This window comes from Streptomyces sp. NPDC002779, assembly GCF_042888685.1.
Lineage (GTDB): Bacteria > Actinomycetota > Actinomycetes > Streptomycetales > Streptomycetaceae > Streptomyces.
Window position 1 is genome coordinate 212,994 of the sequence record NZ_JBIAQC010000003.1, and the last position, 15,687, is coordinate 228,680.

Consider the following 15,687-nt stretch of genomic DNA (forward strand, 5'->3'; position numbering starts at 1 on the left):
TCCTGAAACGGGCTCCCACCGGACCTATGACGCAGTCCAGAGACGAGGAACTAAGCCGTGAGCGACGTCCGTAACGTGATCATCATCGGCTCCGGGCCCGCCGGCTACACGGCGGCGCTCTACACCGCGCGCGCGTCGCTGAAGCCGCTGGTGTTCGAGGGGGCCGTCACCGCGGGTGGCGCCCTGATGAACACCACCGAGGTGGAGAACTTCCCCGGTTTCCAGGACGGCATCATGGGCCCCGAGCTCATGGACAACATGCGCGGTCAGGCCGAGCGCTTCGGCGCCGAGCTCATCCCGGACGACATCGTCTCCGCCGACCTCTCCGGCGAGATCAAGACCGTCACCGACACCTCGGGTACGGTCCACCGCGCCAAGGCCGTCATCGTCGCCACCGGCTCCCAGCACCGCAAGCTCGGCCTGCCGAACGAGGACGCCCTCTCCGGCCGCGGCGTCTCCTGGTGCGCCACCTGTGACGGCTTCTTCTTCAAGGACCAGGACATCGCCGTGATCGGCGGCGGCGACACCGCGATGGAGGAGGCCACCTTCCTGTCGCGCTTCGCCAAGTCGGTGACGATCGTCCACCGTCGCGACACCCTGCGCGCCTCCAAGGCCATGCAGGACCGTGCCTTCGCCGACCCGAAGATCAAGTTCGTGTGGGACAGCGAGGTCGCCGAGGTCCAGGGCGACCAGAAGCTCGCGGCTCTGAAGCTGCGCAACGTCAAGACCGGCGAGCTCTCCGACCTTCTGGTCACCGGCCTCTTCATCGCGATCGGCCACGACCCGCGCACCGAACTCTTCAAGGGCCAGTTGGAGCTCGACGAGGAGGGCTACCTCAAGGTCGACGCCCCCTCCACCCGCACCAACCTCGCCGGTGTCTTCGGCGCCGGCGACGTGGTCGACCACACCTACCGTCAGGCGATCACCGCGGCCGGCACCGGTTGCTCCGCCGCCCTCGACGCCGAGCGCTTCCTCGCCGCCCTCGCGGACGAGGAGAAGGCCGAGCCCGAGAAGACCGCCGCCGTCTGACCTCCACCCGCCTCACGCACCAACCAGTTAAGGAGCCCGCCGTGGCCGACACCCTCAAGCATGTGACCGACGACTCCTTCGAGCAGGACGTCATCAAGAGCGACAAGCCCGTCCTGGTGGACTTCTGGGCCGCCTGGTGCGGTCCGTGCCGCCAGATCGCGCCGTCCCTCGAGGCCATTGCCGCCGAGTACGGCGACAAGATCGAGATTGTCAAGCTGAACATCGACGAGAACCCGGGTACGGCCGCCAAGTACGGCGTCATGTCCATCCCGACGCTGAACGTCTACCAGAACGGCGAGGTCGCCAAGACCATCGTCGGTGCGAAGCCGAAGGCCGCGATCATCCGCGACCTTGAGGACTTCATCGCCGACTAGCCGTTGTTTCACGTGAAACACGAAGAGGGCCGGCCCATGTGGGCCGGCCCTTTTGCTGTGTCCGTTGTAGGTCTCACAGCGGCCGCAGCGCCGGTTCCTTCTGCACGGCCCCCAGCAGACGGTCCAGCGCCATCTCCACGTCTTCCTTCCAGGAGAGCGTCGTCCGCAGCTCCAGTCTCAGCCGCGGGTGGGCCGGATGAGGCCGTACCGTCTTGAAGCCCACGGCCAGCAAGTGATCGGCGGGGAGCACGCACCCGGGCTCCTTCCAGCGGGCGTCACCGAAGGCCTCGATCGCCTTGAAGCCCCGCCGCAACAGATCCTTGGCGACCGTCTGCACCATCACGCGCCCCAACCCCTGCCCCTGGTACCCGGGCAGGATGAACGCCGTCATCAGCTGGACGGCGTCCGGAGACACCGGGCTCGTGGGGAACGCGGTCGAGCGGGGGACGTAGGCCGGAGGCGCGTACAGCACGAAGCCCACCGGGACGTCGTCGACGTAGACGACCCGGCCGCAGGACCCCCAGTCCAGCAGCACGGCGGAGATCCAGGATTCCTTCTCCAGCTCCGACGTGCCGCCGGTTACCGCGGCCTTGCCGCTGACGGGATCCAGCTCCCAGAAGACACACGAGCGGCAGCGCTGGGGAATGTCCTGAAGGTTGTCCAGCGTGAGCGGTACGAGCCGACGCCCCATGAAGGCTGATCCTCGCTTCCCTCGCCCGCTGCGTCACGGGCGGCTGTCAGGACGCTCCGTTCCCTGAGCAGGCTGCCGACGAACCCGCCGACCGCCCCCAGGCCGAGACCCGCGCTCACCAGTCCGGTCCGGCTCACCGTTCGCATGGCCCCCGCCTCCCCTAAGAGGTGCCGCCAGGTGGATGCGCCATACCCGATCGCATCGTATCCACGATGCGTTGGCATCGATACCGGGAGAAGGCAAAGGGCGGGCCGTGTACCGGTACGACCGGACACGGCCCGCCCTTCAGCGGGTCCGCTCTGGCACAAGTCCCAGGAGGTCAGTCCTCGGTGTCCTCCGCGCCGTCCTCCAGGAGGCTCTTCTGGAGAGCGAGCCGCTCGCCCGGGGCGAGCGTGTTCAGGATCCGCTCAAGGTCGTCCGGCGAGGCGAACTCGACGGTGATCTTGCCCTTCTTCTGACCCAGCTCGACCTTCACGCGGGTCTCGAAGCGGTCCGAGAGCCGGGTCGCCAGGTCGGTCAGCGCCGGGGAGACCCGGCCACCGGCGCGCGGCCCCTTGGCCCTCGGCGCCTTCTGGGCCCGGGAGCCCATCAAGGTGACGATCTCCTCGACGGACCGGACCGAGAGGCCCTCGGCCACCACACGGTAGGCCAGCCGCTCCTGCTCCTCCGGGTCCTCCACCGAGAGCAGCGCCCGCGCGTGCCCGGCGGAAAGGACGCCGGCCGCCACCCGGTTCTGCACCTTCGGCGAGAGCCTCAACAGCCGCAGGGTGTTGGAGACCTGAGGGCGGGAACGGCCGATGCGGTCCGCCAGCTGGTCGTGCGTGCAGTTGAAGTCCTTCAGCAACTGGTCGTAGGCGGCGGCCTCTTCCAGCGGGTTCAGCTGGGCGCGGTGCAGGTTCTCCAGCAGCGCGTCGAGGAGGAGCTTCTCGTCGTCCGTGGCTCGCACGATCGCCGGGATGGCCTCCAGGCCCGCCTCACGGCAAGCCCGCCAGCGCCGCTCGCCCATGATGAGCTCGTAGCGGCCCGGAGCCAGCTGGCGTACGACGACCGGCTGGAGGAGTCCGACCTCCTTGATGGAGGTGACGAGCTCCTGAAGCGCGTCCTCGTCGAAGACCTCACGCGGCTGGCGCGGGTTCGGCGAGATGGAGTCGAGGGGGAGCTCGGCGAAGTGGGCGCCGATGGGAGGCGCGGGCATCTCCGCCGTGCCGTTCACCGACGGCTCCTCTGTTTCACGTGAAACAGGCGGCAGCGCGGTCACCTTCGCCGCGGCCACGCCACGATCGGTGGTCAGCACGGGAACGGCCGTCGGCGACGCGGACGCGACGCTTCCCGCCGCGGCCGGGGCCGCCGTGCTGTCCGCCGGGCCAGGGATCAGTGCGCCCAGGCCACGGCCCAGACCAATCCTCCGTCGGTCACTCACTGGATCCCCTCCACCATGCTCGGGTCGCTCTGTGCGCCGACGTGGGCGTGGGTCGGGTCATAGCCGACGCCGACACCCCTCAACGCGATTTCTCGTGCCGCCTCAAGATAGGACAGCGCGCCGCTGGATCCCGGATCGTAGGTCAGCACCGTCTGGCCGTAGCTCGGCGCCTCGGAGATCCGGACCGAGCGCGGAATGCTCGTCCTCAGCACCTCGTCGCCGAAGTGGCTGCGCACCTCGTCGGCGACCTGGGACGCGAGGCGCGTCCGGCCGTCGTACATGGTGAGCAGGATCGTCGACACATGCAGGGTGGGGTTGAGGTGCCCCCGTACCAGTTCGACATTGCGGAGCAGCTGACCCAGGCCCTCCAGGGCGTAGTACTCGCACTGGATCGGGATCAGGACCTCCTGCCCGGCCACCAGGGCGTTGACCGTCAGCAGGCCGAGGGAGGGCGGGCAGTCGATGAGGATGTAGTCCAGCGGCTGCTCGTACGCCTGAATCGCCCGCTCAAGCCGGCTCTCGCGTGCCACCAGGGACACCAGCTCGATCTCCGCACCGGCGAGATCGATTGTGGCGGGGGCACAGAAGAGACCCTCGACATCGGGGACGGGCTGGACGACTTCCGCGAGCGGCCTGCTCTCGACCAGCACGTCGTAGACCGACGGAACTTCGGCGTGATGGTCGATGCCCAGGGCCGTGGACGCGTTGCCCTGGGGGTCGAGGTCGATCACCAGGACACGGCCACCGTGCAGAGCCAGCGACGCGGCAAGGTTGACGGTCGTCGTCGTCTTGCCGACACCACCCTTCTGGTTGGCGACCACAATGACCCGGGTCTGGTCGGGCCGTGGAAGACCCTCACCGGCACGGCCAAGAGCCTCCACCGCCAGTTGGGCAGCACGACCGATGGGAGTGTCGTCCATCGGGGGCGGTGTTTCACGTGAAACATCGTCCCCCATCGACTCGGTACGGGGACCGGGGACCGGATCGGTCATCGGTCCCGCGATGTTGGCGTCGGACCGCAAGGATTCACTCTCCTCGACTTCAGGCTCGCAATGAACAGAGCCTCCCATGTCTTCGGGGTCGTGAACCAGTGAGCCCTGGTCTTCTGTGGAGAAATCCACCTCTGTGGACAACTCCTTTGCCCCTCCGAGTGACCCGAGAGGCTTACGGTCGCGGGGTTCGGCCGCGGCGCGGCCCCGGCCGATGATGCCGTGCAACAGTGAGCGACGTTTCACGTGAAACACGATGCACAGCAGCCGAGGCCGATTCGCCGCCGACACTCCGGCATGCGTAGGTTTGGCAGCTTGTGTGGAGTACGTCTCGTCCTCAGGACGGTTCAGAGACGCCCCCCTGCTCAACGGCGCCGTCGGGCCCGTCCGGTCCGCGCCGCCTTCGCCCGCTTCGCAGCGAAGCGCACCCCGCCGGGGCTCTCCCCGACCTCGACCCGCACCACCGTCGAGAGCGGGTCCACCAGGCCCTCGCCGACCTGCAGGACGGAGGTGCTCACCGCGCCGAGCTTGCTCAGCGCCGTGGCGGCGCTCTTCAGCTCCTCCTCGGCGGTGTCGCCCTTGAGCGCGAGCATCTCCCCGTACGGGCGGAGCAGTGGGATGCCCCAGGTCGCCAGCCGGTCCAGCGGGGCCACGGCCCGTGCCGTCACCACATGGACCGGCTGGATCTTGCCCATGACCTCCTCGGCACGGCCCCGGACGACGGTCACATGATCGAGGCCCAGCAGCTCGACGACCTCGGTGAGAAAGGTCGTCCGGCGCAGCAGCGGCTCCAGCAGCGTGATCTTCAGGTCCTCCCGGACCAGGGCCAGCGGAATGCCGGGCAGTCCCGCCCCGGACCCGACATCGCACACCGTCACCCCCTCGGGCACGACCTCCGAGAGCACAGCACAGTTCAGCAGATGCCGCTCCCAGAGCCGGGGCACCTCACGGGGCCCGATCAGACCGCGCTGCACGCCCGCCTCCGCGAGCAGCTCCGCGTATCGGACCGCGTCCGCGAAGCGATCACCGAACACCTCACGCGCCTGTTCGGGCGCGGGGGGGAGCTCCGCTGCCTCCGTCACGAGGGACCGTCCTTCCGTACCGTGTCAGCGCCACCCGGGCGCCGACACCAGAACCACCAGAACTATCAGGCTGACAAAGTTCGGCCCCGCCTGCCGGGCAGACGGGGCCGGAGGAACGTACGGACCGATCAGGCGGGCAGCACGACGACGAAGCGCTGCGGCTCCTCGCCCTCGGACTCGCTGCGCAGACCCGCGGCCTTGACGGCGTCGTGCACGACCTTGCGCTCGAACGGCGACATCGGCTTCAGCTTCACCGGCTCGCCGGTGTTCCTGACGTCGGCCGCCGCCTTGGCGCCCAGCTCGGAGAGCTCGGCGCGCTTCTGGGCACGGTAGCCGCCGATGTCCAGCATCAGCCGGCTGCGGTCGCCGGTCTCCCGGTGCACGGCCAGGCGCGTGAGCTCCTGGAGTGCCTCCAGCACCTCACCGTCGCGGCCGACCAGCTTCTGCAGGTCGCGGCTGCCCGCGTCGCTGATGATCGAGACAGCGGCGCGGTCGGCCTCGACGTCCATGTCGATGTCGCCGTCGAGATCGGCGATGTCGAGCAGACCCTCGAGGTAGTCCGCCGCGATCTCGCCCTCCTGCTCCAGGCGGGTCAGGGTGTCTGCACCCTCGGCAGCGGCGGAGGTGGTGCCTTCCGTCACGGGATGGACTCCTTCTTACTTCTTGGACGGGGACTTGGGCCGCTGCGGACCCTTGCGCTGTCCGGACTGGGCCTTGCTGCGGGTTCCGGAGCCGCCCTTCTTGGCAGCGGGCGGCTTGGCGTCCTCCGGCGCATCGGACTTGGTCAGCGACGTCTTGGCCTCGGGCTCACCGCCCGGTGCCTTCGCGACGGCGGACTGACGCCGGGACTTGCTCTGCCGCTTGGGCTGCTGGCGCTTGGGCGCCGTCGTGGGCGTACCGTCCTCGGTCTCGACGGCGACGGGCGACTCGCTCTTCACCACACTGCCGTCGGTCTGCGCGGCAAGACCCGCCTTGTTCAGGCCGTTGATGAACTTGCGCTCGTACTCGTTGCGGTCACGGCCCTTGGCGACGATCGCCTTGATGATGACGCGCTGGCTGCGCCGGCGCGCCTTGCCGTGCTGCGTGACGTGCTTGGTGAGGCGGTCCAGGTAGGCGGCCTGCGCCTTGGAACCCGGGGTCGGGTTGTTGTGGATCACGTACATCTGCTGGCCCATGGTCCACACGTTGGTGGTCAGCCAGTAGACGAGGACACCGACCGGGAAGTTGATGCCGAAGACGGCGAACATGACCGGGAAGATGTACAGCAGCATCTTCTGCTGCTGCATGAACGGCGTCTTCACCGTGGTGTCGACGTTCTTCGTCATCAGCTGGCGCTGCGTGTAGAACTGCGACGCCGACATCAGGACGATCATGACCGCGGTGACGATGCGGACGGTGGTCAGCGAGGCGTCCAGCGCCGCGACGTCCGACGAGCTGTCGGTGAACTTCGCGGCCAGCGGGGCACCGAAGATGTGGGCCTTCTGCGCGCTGTCCAGCAGGCCCTGGTTGATGGCACCGATGGTGTCGTTGTTCGCGATGCTGTTGAGCACGTGGTACAGCGCGAAGAAGAACGGCGACTGCGCCAGGATGGGAAGGCACGAGGAGAGCGGGTTGGTACCCGTCTCCTTGTACAGCTTCATCATCTCTTCGGACTGGCGCTGCTTGTCGTTCTTGTAGCGCTCCTGGATCTTCTTCATCTCGGGCTGCAGCGTCTGCATGGCCCGGGTCGCCTTGATCTGCTTCACGAAGAGCGGGATCAGGCAGATACGGATCAGAATCACCAGGGACACGATGGACAGGCCCCAGGCCCACCCGGTGTCTTCGCCGAAGAGGGCGCCGTACACCTTGTGGAACTGGACGATGACCCAGGAAACGGGTGTCGTGATGAAGCTGAAGAGGCTGGCAATCGTGTCCACTAATCATGCTCCTTGGGCATGGGACGGGGTCTCTGCGGCCGGGCTCGAAGAACCATGGTCCTCGGTGGCCGTTTCGGCGGCGGAGGGCCCGCCCTTGCGTGCGCGCCATGCGCCCCGCAGCATCTCGTGCCATCGCGGGCGCTTGCGCGGCGGGACATGGTCCACACCGCCCAGCGACCACGGGTTGCAGCGCAGGATGCGCCAGGCCGTGAGCGCCGTGCCCTTGACCGCACCGTGCCGGTCGATGGCTGTGTAGCCGTAGTGAGAGCACGACGGGTAGTACTTGCAGACCGGCCCCAGCAGCGGACTGATCGTCCACTGGTAGATCTTGATCAGGGCCAGTAGCGGGTACTTCATCGCGCGCCCCCTCCCAGCAGCCGCTGCAGAGCGGCGTCCAGGTCCTGGGCCAGCTGTGCATGGTCCGCGTCACCCGCACCGGGCAGCGCTCGTACGACTACCAGGCTACCGGGGGGAAAGACGTCGGCCCGATCGCGCACCAGATGGCGAAGCCTGCGCTTCACCTTGTTGCGCACGACCGCACCGCCGACGGCTTTGCTCACGACGAAACCCGCACGCGTCGGGGGAGCGCTCTCCCCAGGCGCGTGCGGGTCCGTGGCACCGCTACGAAGGTGGACGACGAGGGTCGGACGGCCGGCCCGGCGGCCCCGTCGTACCGCGGTCGCGAAGTCCTCGCGCCGCCTCAGCCGGTTCTCGGTGGGCAGCACGACGGCATGACCTGACCGGGATCAGGCGGACAGTCGGGCGCGACCCTTGCTACGGCGGGTCGCGAGAATCGCGCGGCCGGCACGGGTCCGCATACGCAGCCGGAAGCCGTGGGTCTTCGCGCGACGACGGTTGTTCGGCTGGAAAGTGCGCTTGCTCACTCGGGGGCTCCAGAAATCAAATCGGTGGTTGCGGGTGCCGTCCTGGCTGTCACCGTGCGCCCACGAGTAGCTCGCGTTACGCCCGAGTGCACCGCTTCCCGATCACCGGTTCACCCCCGCACTGGCGGGGACGTGATCTTGTGCCCATCGGAGGCAGGCGGCAGCAGCCATCGACAACTCGACCTGGTTACGGTACGCGGGGCTACGCCATCCGGTCAAACCAGGGGCAGCCGGGAGACACTGTCCACAGGCTGGGGACAACAACTTGAACCGCACCCGTCGCCCTGACTACCGTGGCTGAACTCCGATTCGCCCGTCCCACCCGATTTGAATCCCGATTCGTCCCACATCACACGTTCGTGGGACCCGTGAGAGAGCGTGCCCTGTGGCTGACGTACCTGCCGATCTTGCCGCAGTGTGGCCACGAGTACTCGAGCAGCTCCTCGGTGAGGGCCGGGGCCAGGGGGTCGAGGCGAAGGACGAGCACTGGATCCGCCGCTGTCAGCCCCTGGCTCTGGTCGCGGACACCGCCCTGCTTGCCGTACCGAACGAATTTGCGAAGGGCGTACTGGAGGGCCGTCTCGCGCCGGTCGTCAGCGAGACCCTGAGCCGCGAGTGCGGGCGCCCGATCCGCATCGCGATCACCGTGGACGACTCCGCCGGCGATCCCTCGCCCTCTCCGGCACCCCGCTCCCAGCCGCGCTACGAGGAGCCCGAGCTCCCCTCCGGCCAGTACGAGGGGGGCTACGGCCGCCACCGCGGCGCCGACGGCGACGCCTACCCGGCCCGGTCCGATCAGGGCGACCAGCTCCCGACGGCCCGCCCCGCCTACCCGTCCGAGTACCAGCGCCCCGAGCCCGGCGCCTGGCCGCGTCCGCAGCAGGACGAGTACAGCTGGCAGCAGCAGCGCCTCGGCTTCCCCGAGCGCGACCCCTACGCGTCGCCGTCCCAGGACAGCTACGGCCAGGACGGCTACGGTCAGCAGCAGGACTACCGCCCGCAGTCGATGGACCGCCCGCCCTACGACGGCCAGCGCTCCGAGTACGAAGGTCAGCGCTCCGACTACGACAAGCCGCGCCCCGATTACGACAAACCGCGCGGCGACTACGGCCAGGGCCGCTCCGACTACGACCAGCGTGACTCCCGCCGTGAGCGCCACGAGCCGTCCGGCGGCACGGGCCCCGGCCCGGGTCACGGGCACCGCGGCGGACCGGCCGGGTCCTCGATGCCCTCCGCCGGCGGCGCCCCCGGTCCGCTGGGCGCGAAGCCCGCGCCCGCCACCGGGCCGGGCGAGCCGACCGCGCGCCTGAACCCCAAGTACCTGTTCGACACCTTCGTCATCGGAGCGTCGAACCGCTTCGCCCACGCGGCCGCCGTCGCCGTCGCCGAGGCGCCCGCGAAGGCGTACAACCCCCTCTTCATCTATGGGGAGTCCGGACTCGGCAAGACCCACCTGCTGCACGCGATCGGGCACTACGCGCGGAGCCTCTACCCCGGCACGCGCGTGCGCTACGTGAGCTCGGAGGAGTTCACCAACGAGTTCATCAACTCCATCCGCGACGGCAAGGGCGACAGCTTCCGCAAGCGCTACCGCGAGATGGACATCCTGCTCGTCGACGACATCCAGTTCCTCGCGGACAAGGAGTCGACGCAGGAGGAGTTCTTCCACACCTTCAACACGCTCCACAACGCCAACAAGCAGATCGTGCTCTCCAGTGACCGGCCGCCCAAGCAGCTGGTGACGCTGGAGGACCGGCTGCGGAACCGTTTCGAGTGGGGCCTGATCACCGACGTCCAGCCGCCCGAGCTGGAGACCCGTATCGCGATCCTGCGCAAGAAGGCCGTCCAGGAGCAGCTCAACGCCCCGCCGGAGGTCCTGGAGTTCATCGCCTCGCGGATCTCGCGCAACATCCGCGAGCTGGAGGGCGCGCTGATCCGGGTGACGGCGTTCGCCTCGCTCAACCGGCAGCCGGTGGACCTGGGCCTGACGGAGATCGTCCTCAAGGATCTGATCCCGGGCGGCGAGGACTCCGCCCCCGAGATCACCTCGACGGCCATCATGGGCGCCACCGCGGACTACTTCGGCCTCACGGTCGAGGACCTGTGCGGTACCTCGCGCGGTCGCGCGCTGGTGACGGCCCGCCAGATCGCGATGTACCTCTGCCGTGAGCTGACGGACCTCTCGCTGCCCAAGATCGGCGCCCTCTTCGGCGGCCGCGACCACACGACGGTGATGCACGCGGACCGCAAGATCCGCAATCTGATGGCCGAGCGGCGCTCCATCTACAACCAGGTCACCGAGCTCACCAACCGCATCAAGAACGGCTGACAGCCACGCCGACACGGCATCCAGGGCGCCCTCCGGAGAAGATCCGGGGGGCGTTCCTCGTTGTGCCGGTGTCACCCGGTGTTCGATTACCTGCGAGGTTACGGCCACTCTCCACAGATTCGGTGACTTTCTTCCGTCCACATCCTGGGGACTGCGGAGTTGTCCAGATCGTGTCCACAGGCTGCGCTGTTGAAAGACCATCAGCCCAGCTCAGCCGGTTGTGGATTCGTGGACGAAGGATCTCCACAGACTGTGGACAACGCGTCGGTCCACAGGGTGTGCACGGAGTTGTCCACCGGCAACCCACAGGCTGGGGCCGGTTGTCCCCAGCGATCGCCGGTTTCTCCACATGGTTGTCCACTGTTCGGCAACGCGACGCACCTTCTCACCGACGCGAGTGAAAGGCGTCACACGAAGGTGCCGGGTTGGGCTGTGGGAAAGCCGGGTAAACCTGGGGACGGTGCTGGGGAGAACTCGCCTCAACCTGTGCACGGGGTGTGCAGAACTTTCTGTTCTCCACAGATACGCCCGGTTGTCCACCGCCTCCGCCCACAAGACCGGTGGACAAAATTTGCGCCCTGAGCTGGGCAAACGGAGTTATCCACGGTTTCCACAGGCCCTACTACTACTGACGACTAGAGAGAGCTGGGAATCCGTTTCGAAGTGGGTCCTGTGCACAACTCGCCCTCCGGCTCCCGGCTGCCCCTCGTCACGACTTGACCCCGAGGGGCACCTACTGTCAGTGCCGTGCGTCAGACTGTTCCCCGGTGTCCCTCCCCGAACACAGGGACCGAGGACACCGCGACAGACGACGAAGCCAGGCAGGCCGAGAAGCGCCGGCAACAGCAGGAGGCGGCAACAGTGAAGATCCGGGTGGAACGCGACGTACTCGCGGAGGCCGTGGCCTGGGCGGCGCGCAGCCTCCCGGCCCGCCCGCCGGCCCCTGTCCTCGCCGGCCTGCTGCTGAAGGCCGAGGACGGCCAGCTGAGCCTGTCCGGCTTCGACTACGAGGTCTCCGCACGCGTGTCGGTGGACGCCGAGGTCGAGGAGGAGGGCACGGTCCTCGTCTCCGGCCGGCTGCTCGCCGACATCTGCCGTGCGCTGCCGAACCGGCCGGTGGAGATTTCCACAGACGGTGTACGGGCGAGCGTGGTCTGCGGCTCCTCGCGATTCACCCTCCACACCCTGCCTGTGGAGGAGTACCCGGCGCTGCCGCAGATGCCGACCGCGACCGGGACCGTCCCCGGTGAGGTCTTCGCCTCCGCGGCCTCCCAGGTCGCCATCGCCGCCGGCCGGGACGACACGCTGCCGGTGCTGACCGGTGTGCGCATCGAGATCGAGGGCGACCGGGTCACGCTGGCCTCCACCGACCGCTACCGGTTCGCGGTCCGTGAGTTCCTGTGGAAGCCGGAGAACCCTGACGCGTCCGCGGTCGCGCTGGTGCCCGCGAAGACGCTGCTGGACACCGCCAAGGCACTGACCAGCGGCGACAGCGTGACGCTGGCGCTGTCCGGCTCCGGTGCCGGTGAGGGCCTGATCGGTTTCGAGGGCGCGGGACGGCGGACGACGACCCGGCTGCTGGAGGGCGACCTCCCGAAGTACCGCACGCTGTTCCCGACCGAGTTCAACTCCGTCGCGGTGATCGAGACGGCCCCGTTCGTGGAGGCCGTGAAGCGTGTGGCGCTGGTGGCCGAGCGGAACACCCCGGTGCGGCTCAGCTTCGAGCAGGGCGTGCTGATCCTGGAGGCCGGTTCCAGCGACGACGCACAGGCTGTGGAAAGGGTCGACGCGCAGCTGGAGGGCGACGACATCTCGATCGCCTTCAACCCCACCTTCCTGCTGGACGGCCTGAGCGCGATCGACTCCCCGGTGGCCCAGCTGTCGTTCACGACCTCGACGAAGCCGGCGCTGCTGAGCGGCAAGCCCGCGGTGGACGCCGAGGCGGACGAGGCGTACAAGTACCTGATCATGCCGGTCCGCCTCAGCGGCTGACGGCAACACCGCAGGTCGGGGCATACGTTTGAGCGCGTATGCCCACAGGTGTGCGTGACGGTCCGGGTTTAGGCTCGGACATGGGTACGAAGGTGCCAGTCACGCCACAGCAACCTAAGGAACAACTGATGGAGCTCGGTCTCGTCGGCCTCGGCAAGATGGGCGGCAACATGCGCGAGCGGATCCGCCGCGCGGGCCACACCGTCGTCGGATACGACCGCAACCCGGACCTCGCGGATGTCCACAGCCTGGAAGAGCTTGTGGGCAAGCTCAAGGGCCCGCGCGTCGTGTGGGTGATGGTCCCGGCCGGTGCCGCCACCCAGTCGACCATCGACGAGCTCGCCGAGCTCCTGGAGCCCGGGGACGTCGTCGTGGACGGCGGGAACTCCCGCTGGACGGACGACGAGAAGCACGCCGAGGAGCTGGCCGCCAAGGGCATCGGCTTCGTCGACTGCGGGGTCTCCGGCGGCGTCTGGGGCCTGGAGAACGGCTACGCCCTGATGTACGGCGGCGACGCGGAGAACGTCGCCAAGGTGCAGCCGGTCTTCGACGCGCTCAAGCCCGAGGGCGACTTCGGCTCGGTGCACGCCGGCAAGGTCGGCGCCGGGCACTTCGCGAAGATGGTCCACAACGGCATCGAGTACGCGATGATGCAGGCCTACGCCGAGGGCTGGGAGCTGCTGGAGAAGGTCGACTCCGTCACCGACGTGCGGGAGGTCTTCCGCTCCTGGCAGGAGGGCACGGTCATCCGCTCCTGGCTGCTGGACCTCGCGGTCAACGCCCTCGACGAGGACGAGCACCTGGACCGGCTGCGCGGTTTCGCACAGGACTCCGGCGAGGGCCGCTGGACCGTGGAGGCCGCCATCGACAACGCCGTGCCGCTGCCCGCGATCACGGCGTCCCTGTTCGCGCGGTTCGCCTCCCGCCAAGAGGACTCCCCGCAGATGAAGATGATCGCGGCGCTGCGCAACCAGTTCGGCGGCCACGCGGTCGAGAAGAAGCAGTAACCAGCGAGAACCAGCACCGGGGGAGGTCGGCGCACCACCATGCACGTCACGCATCTGTCGCTCGCCGACTTCCGCTCGTACGCCCGGGTCGAGGTTCCGCTCGACCCGGGCGTCACCGCCTTCGTGGGCCCCAATGGCCAGGGCAAGACGAACCTCGTCGAGGCCGTCGGCTATCTCGCCACCCTCGGCAGTCACCGCGTCGCCTCGGACGCGCCCCTGGTGCGCATGGGCGCCGACCGCGCGATCATCCGGGCGCAGATCCGGCAGGGCGAGCGGCAGCAGCTGGTGGAGCTGGAGCTGAACCCCGGCCGGTCCAACCGCGCCCGGATCAACAGATCGTCGCAGGTCAGGCCGCGGGACATCCTCGGGATCGTGCGTACGGTGCTGTTCGCGCCGGAGGATCTGGCGCTGGTGAAGGGCGACCCCGGTGAGCGCCGCCGCTTCCTCGACGAGCTGATCACCGCCCGCTCCCCGCGCATGGCGGGCGTGCGCTCCGACTACGACCGGGTGCTCAAGCAGCGCAACACCCTGCTGAAGTCGGCCGCACTCGCCCGCAGGCACGGCGGCCGCTCGATGGACCTGTCCACCCTCGACGTGTGGGACCAGCACCTCGCGCGCGCGGGCGCCGAACTGCTCGCCCAGCGCATGGACCTGATCGCCGCGATCCAGCCGCTGGCGGACAAGGCGTACGAGCAGCTGGCGCCCGGCGGCGGCCCGCTGGCGCTGGAGTACAAGCCGTCCGCGCCCGGCGAGGCACACACGCGTGAGGCTCTGTACGAGCAGGTGATGTCCGTGCTCGCGGACGCCCGTAAGCAGGAGATCGAGCGGGGCGTCACCCTGGTGGGTCCGCATCGCGACGATCTGCTGCTCAAGCTGGGGCAGCTGCCCGCCAAGGGGTACGCCTCGCACGGCGAGTCCTGGTCGTACGCGCTGGCACTGCGGCTGGCCTCGTACGACCTGCTGCGGGCCGAGGGCAATGAGCCGGTGCTCGTGCTCGACGACGTCTTCGCCGAGCTGGACACCCGGCGCCGCGAGCGGCTGGCCGAGCTGGTCGCCCCCGGGGAGCAGGTGCTGGTGACGGCGGCGGTCGAGGACGACGTGCCGCACGTGCTGGCGGGGGCGCGGTACGCCGTGGCCGAGGGGGCGGTGGAGCGCGTATGACCGCCGACGATCCCCGCAAAGCCGCGGGCCCCGTGCAAGGTGTGGGCCCCAAGAAGGCCGAGGAGCCGGTGAAGAAGGCCCCCGAGCCGTCCGGCGTCGACCTCGCGCGCGTGGCGTTGCGCGCGGCGAAGGAACAGGCACGCGCGCGGGGGGACGCGGCGCAGCAGAAGAGGCAGGCGCGGCGCGGCGGCGGCCTGCGCTCCGGTGCGCGCGCCGACGGCCGCGACCCGATGGCGCTGGGCGCCGCCATCAACCGGCTGATCACCGAGCGGGGCTGGGAGGCGCCGGCCGCGGTGGGCGGGGTGATGGGCCGCTGGCCGCAGATCGTGGGGCCGGACCTGGCCAACCACTGCGAGCCGCAGACCTACGACGAGGACGAGCGGGTGCTGGTCGTGCGGTGCGACTCGACGGCTTGGGCGACGAATCTGCGGCTGCTCGCCCCGCAGTTGGTGGCCCGGCTGAACGAGGATCTCGGGCACGGCACGGTGAAGGTGATCAAGGTCCTGGGCCCCGGCGGCCCCGAACGCCGCTACGGCCCCCTCAGGGCCCCGGGCAGCACCGGACCCGGCGACACCTATGGGTGACGTACATCACGTACCGGCTGTTCGGGACGGCTCCGGCGTAGCACTGAACGCGGTCGCGGATCCCCTCGTGCGGGCGACCTGACTCCCAAGTAGCAAAGGGTTGACACCTCGAAGCGCTGAGTGCCGCTGTGAGCCTCTTGGAGCCCCGCTCCGTATATGGGGAGTCGGGAGAGACCGGTTCAGGGCGGCACATGCGGACTCAGGTACCGGCAAACCCCCATCACTGTCG

At 68.9% G+C, this 15,687-nt stretch carries 16 protein-coding genes; 7 read left to right on the forward strand and 9 right to left on the reverse strand.

The window, feature by feature from the left end; translation table 11 throughout:
• Positions 1-57 precede the first annotated feature (57 nt).
• Positions 58-1,029: a thioredoxin-disulfide reductase gene (gene trxB, locus ACFYW5_RS10815; protein ID WP_389416605.1), complete on the forward strand. Its 972-nt coding sequence runs from the start codon at positions 58-60 to the stop codon at positions 1,027-1,029.
• A 41-nt stretch (positions 1,030-1,070) separates the two neighbouring features.
• Positions 1,071-1,403: a thioredoxin gene (gene trxA, locus ACFYW5_RS10820; RefSeq protein ID WP_389416606.1), complete on the forward strand. Its 333-nt coding sequence runs from the start codon at positions 1,071-1,073 to the stop codon at positions 1,401-1,403.
• 73 nt (positions 1,404-1,476) lie between these two features.
• On the opposite strand, the gene ACFYW5_RS10825 is transcribed toward trxA, so the two are convergent.
• The 9 genes from ACFYW5_RS10825 to rpmH all read right to left on the reverse strand — a co-directional run bounded on the left by ACFYW5_RS10825 (position 1,477) and on the right by rpmH (position 8,385).
• Positions 1,477-2,094: a GNAT family N-acetyltransferase gene (locus tag ACFYW5_RS10825; RefSeq protein ID WP_389416607.1), complete on the reverse strand. Its 618-nt coding sequence runs from the start codon at positions 2,092-2,094 to the stop codon at positions 1,477-1,479.
• A gap of 319 nt (positions 2,095-2,413) precedes the next feature.
• Positions 2,414-3,514: a ParB/RepB/Spo0J family partition protein gene (locus ACFYW5_RS10830; protein ID WP_389416608.1), complete on the reverse strand. Its 1,101-nt coding sequence runs from the start codon at positions 3,512-3,514 to the stop codon at positions 2,414-2,416.
• Complete coding sequence (locus ACFYW5_RS10835) at positions 3,511-4,584, reverse strand: ParA family protein (protein WP_389417000.1); 1,074 nt, start codon at positions 4,582-4,584, stop codon at positions 3,511-3,513. Before ACFYW5_RS10835 ends, ACFYW5_RS10830 begins: the two co-directional genes overlap by 4 nt.
• Before the next feature lie 284 nt (positions 4,585-4,868).
• A complete protein-coding gene (gene rsmG, locus ACFYW5_RS10840) occupies positions 4,869-5,585 on the reverse strand; it encodes a 16S rRNA (guanine(527)-N(7))-methyltransferase RsmG (RefSeq protein WP_389416609.1) in 717 nt (238 codons plus the stop codon).
• Positions 5,586-5,713: 128 nt separating this feature from the next.
• Complete coding sequence (locus ACFYW5_RS10845) at positions 5,714-6,226, reverse strand: R3H domain-containing nucleic acid-binding protein (protein WP_250073626.1); 513 nt, start codon at positions 6,224-6,226, stop codon at positions 5,714-5,716.
• Positions 6,227-6,241: 15 nt separating this feature from the next.
• Positions 6,242-7,501, reverse strand: coding sequence for a membrane protein insertase YidC (gene yidC, locus ACFYW5_RS10850; protein WP_389416610.1), 1,260 nt, complete (start codon positions 7,499-7,501; stop codon positions 6,242-6,244).
• Positions 7,502-7,504: 3 nt separating this feature from the next.
• Positions 7,505-7,858 (reverse strand): membrane protein insertion efficiency factor YidD, encoded by a 354-nt coding sequence (yidD, locus tag ACFYW5_RS10855; RefSeq protein ID WP_389416611.1) that lies wholly within the window; start codon positions 7,856-7,858, stop codon positions 7,505-7,507.
• Positions 7,855-8,226, reverse strand: a complete 372-nt coding sequence (rnpA, locus tag ACFYW5_RS10860) for a ribonuclease P protein component (protein WP_389416612.1) — start codon at positions 8,224-8,226, stop codon at positions 7,855-7,857. The genes yidD and rnpA overlap by 4 nt, the downstream gene beginning before the upstream one ends.
• A gap of 21 nt (positions 8,227-8,247) precedes the next feature.
• Positions 8,248-8,385 carry a 50S ribosomal protein L34 gene (gene rpmH, locus ACFYW5_RS10865; RefSeq protein WP_003975051.1) on the reverse strand — a complete coding sequence of 46 codons (138 nt, stop codon included), beginning with the start codon at positions 8,383-8,385 and terminating at the stop codon, positions 8,248-8,250.
• Between the two features lie 385 nt (positions 8,386-8,770).
• Between rpmH and dnaA the strand changes: the two genes are divergently transcribed.
• From dnaA to ACFYW5_RS10890, 5 genes are all read left to right on the forward strand, one after another.
• Complete coding sequence (gene dnaA, locus ACFYW5_RS10870; RefSeq protein ID WP_389416613.1) at positions 8,771-10,714, forward strand: chromosomal replication initiator protein DnaA; 1,944 nt, start codon at positions 8,771-8,773, stop codon at positions 10,712-10,714.
• Between the two features lie 861 nt (positions 10,715-11,575).
• Complete coding sequence (gene dnaN / locus ACFYW5_RS10875; protein WP_389416614.1) at positions 11,576-12,706, forward strand: DNA polymerase III subunit beta; 1,131 nt, start codon at positions 11,576-11,578, stop codon at positions 12,704-12,706.
• Between the two features lie 128 nt (positions 12,707-12,834).
• The gene (gnd, locus tag ACFYW5_RS10880) at positions 12,835-13,713 is read left to right on the forward strand and encodes a phosphogluconate dehydrogenase (NAD(+)-dependent, decarboxylating) (protein ID WP_389416615.1); all 879 of its coding nucleotides are present in this window, start codon (positions 12,835-12,837) and stop codon (positions 13,711-13,713) included.
• A gap of 39 nt (positions 13,714-13,752) precedes the next feature.
• Positions 13,753-14,874: a DNA replication/repair protein RecF gene (recF, locus tag ACFYW5_RS10885; protein ID WP_389416616.1), complete on the forward strand. Its 1,122-nt coding sequence runs from the start codon at positions 13,753-13,755 to the stop codon at positions 14,872-14,874.
• Complete coding sequence (locus ACFYW5_RS10890) at positions 14,871-15,458, forward strand: DUF721 domain-containing protein (protein WP_389416617.1); 588 nt, start codon at positions 14,871-14,873, stop codon at positions 15,456-15,458. The genes recF and ACFYW5_RS10890 overlap by 4 nt, the downstream gene beginning before the upstream one ends.
• The last annotated feature ends 229 nt before the right edge of the window (positions 15,459-15,687 follow it).

What these genes read in the sequence shown, in the direction of transcription:
- ACFYW5_RS10825 (WP_389416607.1), bottom strand. Translation starts at nt 2,094, where the DNA reads ATGGGGCGTCGGCTCGTACCGCTCACGCTGGACAACCTTCAGGACATT.
- ACFYW5_RS10835 (WP_389417000.1), bottom strand. Translation starts at nt 4,584, where the DNA reads ATGGGAGGCTCTGTTCATTGCGAGCCTGAAGTCGAGGAGAGTGAATCC.
- yidD (WP_389416611.1), bottom strand. Translation starts at nt 7,858, where the DNA reads ATGAAGTACCCGCTACTGGCCCTGATCAAGATCTACCAGTGGACGATC.
- gnd (WP_389416615.1), top strand. Translation starts at nt 12,835, where the DNA reads ATGGAGCTCGGTCTCGTCGGCCTCGGCAAGATGGGCGGCAACATGCGC.
- recF (WP_389416616.1), top strand. Translation starts at nt 13,753, where the DNA reads ATGCACGTCACGCATCTGTCGCTCGCCGACTTCCGCTCGTACGCCCGG.
- ACFYW5_RS10890 (WP_389416617.1), top strand. Translation starts at nt 14,871, where the DNA reads ATGACCGCCGACGATCCCCGCAAAGCCGCGGGCCCCGTGCAAGGTGTG.